We start from the raw sequence: 4,878 nt of genomic DNA, 5'->3' as shown, positions 1-4,878 counted from the left end.
ATACCCGCTCGGACGACGGCGCGCGGGCCCTGGCCCTGCTGGAAGGACGTCAGGCGCCTGCCGCGTCGGCGCCCGCGCCCAAGCCGGCCGCGAAGGGCAATTTCGTATTGCAGATCGCCTCCTACACCGCGTCCGAGGACGCCCAGTCGCGGCGCAGCAAGCTGCACCAGGCCGGGGTGACCAACGCATTCGTCGAACAGGCCACCGTCAATGGCCAGAAGCAATACCGTCTGCGGGTGGGGCCGTTCCCCTCGCGCGAGGCGGCGCAGGCGGCCCAGGCGCGGTTGCGCACCCTGGGCTATGACAATGGTTTCATCGCCGCCCAATAGTGACCGGTTTCGACTTCGTCGTGCTGGCCATCCTGGCGGTTTCGGGTGTGCTGGGCCTGGTGCGCGGCCTGCTCAAAGAGGTGCTGTCGCTGGTCGCCTATCTGCTGGCCTTTGTGGCCGCGATATGGTGGGGCCCCACGGTCTATGCCTGGCTGGAGCCCTATATTGAAACGACGCTGCTGCGCATGGGAGTTTCGTACGCCGCGGTGTTCATCATCGTGCTGCTCGGCGTGGGGTTGGTCAACATGACGCTTGCCGCCTTGATCCGCAGTACAGGACTGAGTCCCGCCGACCACGGCCTGGGCGGGATGTTCGGGTTGGCCCGTGGCCTGCTGATCGTGCTGGCGCTGGTCGCCGCCGCAGGTTACACGCCGCTGCCGGAAGAGCCGTGGTGGAAGGACGCCATGTTTTCGCATTCGGCCATCGAGGCCATCAAACATATCAAGACGTGGCTGCCGCCGTCCCTGGCGACGTGGCTGCCGTATTGATTAGCTTTAAATCAACCAGGAAAGCTCACCATGTGTGGAATCGTAGGGGTCATCGGGCGCGGGCCGGTCAACCAGCTGCTCTATGACAGCTTGCTGCTGTTGCAGCATCGCGGGCAAGACGCCGCGGGCATCGCGACATCGCAAGGCAACCAATTCAATATGTACAAGGCGCACGGCCTGGTGCGCGACGTCTTCCGTACGCGCAACATGCGCTCGCTGCCGGGTACGTCTGGCGTCGGCCAGGTCCGCTATCCCACCGCGGGCTCCAGCGCCAGCGAGGAAGAGGCCCAGCCGTTCTACGTCAACGCGCCGTTCGGCATCATGTTTGCCCACAACGGCAACCTGACCAACTGGCGTGAACTGCGCGAATCGCTCTATCGCGTCGACCGCCGCCATATCAACACCAACTCCGATTCCGAAGTCCTGCTGAACGTCCTGGCGCACGAGCTGCAATCGTCGGCCAACGGCGTGTCGCTGGATGACGACGCCATCTTCCGCGCCGTGTCGGCCCTGCACAAGCGCGTGCGCGGCGCCTACGCCGTGGTGGCGCAGATCTCCGGCTATGGCCTGCTGGCCTTCCGCGATCCCAACGGCATCCGTCCGCTGTGCATCGGCCGCCAGGAAACCGAAGAGGGCGTCGAATGGATGGTGGCCTCGGAATCCGTGGCGCTGGAAGGCAGCGGCTTTGCCTTCGTGCGCGACGTCGAGCCCGGCGAAGCGGTGTTCGTCGATCTGGACGGACGTTTTGTCAGCCGCCAGTGCGCCGACAATCCGCAGCTGGTGCCCTGCATTTTCGAATACGTGTACTTCGCGCGTCCCGATTCGCTGATCGACGGCGTGTCGGTGTACGACGCTCGCCTGCGCATGGGCGAATACCTGGCTGACAAGGTGGCGCGCAACATGCGCCTGGGCGACATCGACGTCGTCATGCCGATTCCGGATTCCTCGCGTCCCGCCGCCATGCAGCTGGCCGCCCGCCTGAACCTGGACTACCGCGAAGGCCTGATCAAGAACCGCTACGTGGGCCGCACCTTCATCATGCCGGGCCAGGCCGTGCGCCGCAAATCCGTGCGCCAGAAGCTCAATGCCATCGGCATGGAATTCAAGGGCAAGAACGTGCTGCTGGTGGACGACTCCATCGTGCGCGGCACCACCAGCCGCGAGATCGTGGACATGGCTCGCGCCGCCGGCGCCAACAAGGTGTACTTCGCTTCGGCCGCGCCTCCGGTCCGCTTCCCGAATGTGTACGGCATCGACATGCCCACGCAGAGCGAACTGATCGCCACCGGCCGCAGCGACGAGGAAATCGCTCGCGCAATCGGCGCCGACTCGCTGATCTACCAGGACCTGCACGACATGCAGCAGTCGGTCCGGGACATCAATCCCAAGCTGTCGCGCTTCGAGGCTTCGTGCTTTGATGGCGAGTATGTTACTGGCGACATCACCGCCGAGTACCTGGCCCGCCTGGGCCAATCCCGCGCCGAACCCGGCGAGGAAGGCGGCGCCAGCGGCCTGCAGTTCAACATGGGTTACGCCGCCAGCGACGCCTGATGCTTTGTCTGGCAAGAAAAATGCCGTCCTTCGGGACGGCATTTTTTTTGGATTGGGCGGCAGGACGGATATTTCGGAGTTTCAGGCCGCGCTCTTCCACAGGCTTTCGCGCGTCGCTTCCAGGTGCGTCAGATACAAGCGCAAATCGAACTCATACTGGTGGTACTGCGGCTCCATGCGCAGGCACAGGTTGTAGAAAGCCTTGTTGTGGTCCTTCTCTTTCAGGTGCGCCAGCTCATGCACCGTGATCATCTTCAGGAACTCCGCCGGCACGGTCTTGAACAGCGTCGCCACCCTGATCTCGTGCTTGGCCTTGAGCTTTCCGCCCTGCACGCGCGAGATATAGGTGTGCTGCCCGAGCGCGTGCTGGATCACGTGGATCTTGCTGTCGAAGGCGACTTTGTTGATCTGGTCGCCGTTGCGCAAGTGGGCGTTCTTCAGATCCGTCACGTATTGGTAGAGCGCGCGGTCGGTGCGGACCTCGTGCGGGCCGGCAGGGTAGCGCGCCAGCAACGCCGCGCCCAGCTTGCCTTGGTCGAGCAGCTTCTGGGCCTGGGCGAGCAGGGATTCCGGGTATCCGGTCAGGTATTTCAGGGTGGACATGGTCAAGAGGGTATGACAATCAGCCGCGGCCAGATGTCGGTATGGCGCTTGGTAGCCAGTCGCGAAGTGTAGGCCTGGCGATCCGCTGCGGGGCTGGGCCGCAGCACCAGGCCGAACAGGTCGGCCAGCCCATGTGGGGCAATGACATCCACCCCCCCGTCCCGCGTCAGGCGCACGGCCACGCAAGTGGCGGTTTCGGGCCAGGTGGCGATGCCGGCGGCCAGCGATGTCGCCGGGAGTGGCGCCAGGTCCGCGCTGTCGCGATGCCACAAGTGCACGCGAGCCTGGTTCACGACTTCCCAGGGCGCGTCGGGCGCCGCTGTGCGCAGGCGGTTGGCGACTCGCGCCTCGTGCTCGGGCGAGAGATCGGTGGGGTCGTGATACACGAAGTCTATGTCGGCTGGTGCGTGGCTGCCTGCAGGATAGCCATGCAGATGGTTCCACACCAGGGAGCGCACCGCGCCTGCGCCAATGCAGCCGCCTAAGGGCCCATGGTCGCGGGCGGCGCGTAGCCATCGCACTAGCGGTGCGTGCGCCAGGACCAGCCGGCGCAGCGTGGCGGCATGCGGATCCTCGGGCTCAGGCTGCACCGGCTTACTGCGTACCGCCGCGCCGGAACACGACAGGCAGCGCCATGAAGAAAATGATGACGAAGAGCGCCAGGCTCCACAGCGCGTACTCGATCCCCAGCACCGGCACCTTGGCGTCCATGCAGGTGGCAAAGATGCCGAACAGCCACGGCACGGCGCTTTCCAGGCCGATGCCGGTCATGAAGCGGTCGGCGAAGGTCTGGTCGCAGGACAGCATGTTGGCGGCCACGCTGTACTGGTACCAGGCGGCGGCAATGCCGCTCAGGGACAGCAGCGCGGTGAGGGCGCCGCACAGGCGTGTCAGGGCGCGTCCGCCGCCGAATCCGCCGACCAGCGCGATGACGCCGATCACCAGGTAGATCAGGCGCTGCATGACGCACCAGGCGCAGGGCGGCATGTCGAAGACGTGCTGGGAAGCCAGGGCGAGGCCCACGGCGCCGAAGCAGAAGAGGGCGATCAGGCGGAGCAGGCGTTCTGAGCGAGAAGTCATTGTTGCTTTGGAGAGTTGGAAAAGGGGTCGGACGCGCGTCCGGCCTGGCTTAGGCCTTGGGAACCGGAATTGGTTGCATCACTTGCTGCAGCACGCCCAGCAGCAGTTCGCGCGAACCTTCCCAGAAGATCTGCACGCCCAGGCACAGCATGATGAAGGCCGACAGGCGCATGAACACGGCCGTGCCATTGTCGCCCAGGCGGTGCAGCATCTGCGCGGCAAAGCGCAGGCAGATGTAGAGCGTCACCGACACGGCGATGATGCCCGGGATGGAGCCGCCCAGGCGTACCAGGCTCAGCACGTGGTTCTGGTCGCGTAGCGACACCCCCACGGTAATGGCCGCGGCGATAGAGCCTGGGCCGCAACTGATGGGAAAGGTCAGGGGGTAGAACGCCCGGGCCTTGGCCATTTCGGGGGTGAAGGACTCCGCCATGCGCGCTACGCGCTCGGTGTCGGCGTCGGGCGAATTCACCAGCCGCCAGGCGCTGGCGATCACCAGCATGCCGCCGCCGACCCGCACGATGGACAGCGAGATGCCGAAGAAACTGAGCAGCACGTTGCCCGCCACCATCGCGACGACCAGCATCAGGCAGACATTGATCGCCACGCGCTTGGCCAGCACCATCCGGGTGGATGAGGACGCGCCTTCGGTCAGCGACAGGAAAATCGGCGCGATCGCAGGCGGGTTCAGGAACGGCAATAGGGTGGCCAGCGCGAAAAAGAAGCTGGTACCGAAAACGCGCAGATAATCGTTTAGCTCCATGGGGAGGGCATCGCCTGGCCGAAAACCGGGATTGTATGCGGTCCCGGCGGCGCTGGCGATGGCC

7 protein-coding genes are annotated in these 4,878 nt (G+C 65.1%); 3 read left to right on the top strand and 4 right to left on the bottom strand.

Annotated elements, in window-relative coordinates; genetic code table 11:
* The 3 genes from VIR09_RS24895 to purF all read left to right on the top strand — a co-directional run.
* Positions 1-329 (top strand): SPOR domain-containing protein (locus VIR09_RS24895; RefSeq protein ID WP_332015279.1); only part of this gene is annotated, 329 nt, incomplete at its 5' end.
* Positions 329-817 (top strand): CvpA family protein, encoded by a 489-nt coding sequence (locus VIR09_RS24890; protein ID WP_062684746.1) that lies wholly within the window; start codon positions 329-331, stop codon positions 815-817. The genes VIR09_RS24895 and VIR09_RS24890, both read left to right, overlap by 1 nt.
* Before the next feature lie 30 nt (positions 818-847).
* Positions 848-2,368 (top strand): amidophosphoribosyltransferase, encoded by a 1,521-nt coding sequence (gene purF / locus VIR09_RS24885; RefSeq protein WP_332015278.1) that lies wholly within the window; start codon positions 848-850, stop codon positions 2,366-2,368.
* Positions 2,369-2,449: 81 nt separating this feature from the next.
* Here the strand turns inward: purF and VIR09_RS24880 are convergent, their stop codons facing one another.
* From VIR09_RS24880 to VIR09_RS24865, 4 genes are read right to left on the bottom strand one after another with little or no spacing between them, the layout of a single operon-like run.
* Positions 2,450-2,971 (bottom strand): M48 family metallopeptidase, encoded by a 522-nt coding sequence (locus tag VIR09_RS24880; protein WP_332015277.1) that lies wholly within the window; start codon positions 2,969-2,971, stop codon positions 2,450-2,452.
* 2 nt (positions 2,972-2,973) lie between these two features.
* Complete coding sequence (locus VIR09_RS24875) at positions 2,974-3,561, bottom strand: nucleotidyltransferase family protein (RefSeq protein WP_332015276.1); 588 nt, start codon at positions 3,559-3,561, stop codon at positions 2,974-2,976.
* A gap of 4 nt (positions 3,562-3,565) precedes the next feature.
* A complete protein-coding gene (locus VIR09_RS24870; protein WP_332015274.1) occupies positions 3,566-4,051 on the bottom strand; it encodes a disulfide bond formation protein B in 486 nt (161 codons plus the stop codon).
* Positions 4,052-4,100: 49 nt separating this feature from the next.
* The gene (locus VIR09_RS24865) at positions 4,101-4,814 is read right to left on the bottom strand and encodes a MarC family protein (protein WP_332015273.1); all 714 of its coding nucleotides are present in this window, start codon (positions 4,812-4,814) and stop codon (positions 4,101-4,103) included.
* Positions 4,815-4,878: the final 64 nt, after the last annotated feature.

It is taken from the genome of Achromobacter sp. (genome assembly GCF_036567245.1).
In the GTDB taxonomy this organism is placed as follows: Bacteria; Pseudomonadota; Gammaproteobacteria; order Burkholderiales; family Burkholderiaceae_B; genus Achromobacter.
The sequence above is the reverse complement of the archived record's forward strand: the minus strand, read 5'-3'. Positions and strand labels throughout refer to the sequence as shown.

What these genes read in the sequence shown, in the direction of transcription:
- purF (WP_332015278.1), top strand. Translation starts at nt 848, where the DNA reads ATGTGTGGAATCGTAGGGGTCATCGGGCGCGGGCCGGTCAACCAGCTG.
- VIR09_RS24880 (WP_332015277.1), bottom strand. Translation starts at nt 2,971, where the DNA reads ATGTCCACCCTGAAATACCTGACCGGATACCCGGAATCCCTGCTCGCC.
- VIR09_RS24870 (WP_332015274.1), bottom strand. Translation starts at nt 4,051, where the DNA reads ATGACTTCTCGCTCAGAACGCCTGCTCCGCCTGATCGCCCTCTTCTGC.
- VIR09_RS24865 (WP_332015273.1), bottom strand. Translation starts at nt 4,814, where the DNA reads ATGGAGCTAAACGATTATCTGCGCGTTTTCGGTACCAGCTTCTTTTTC.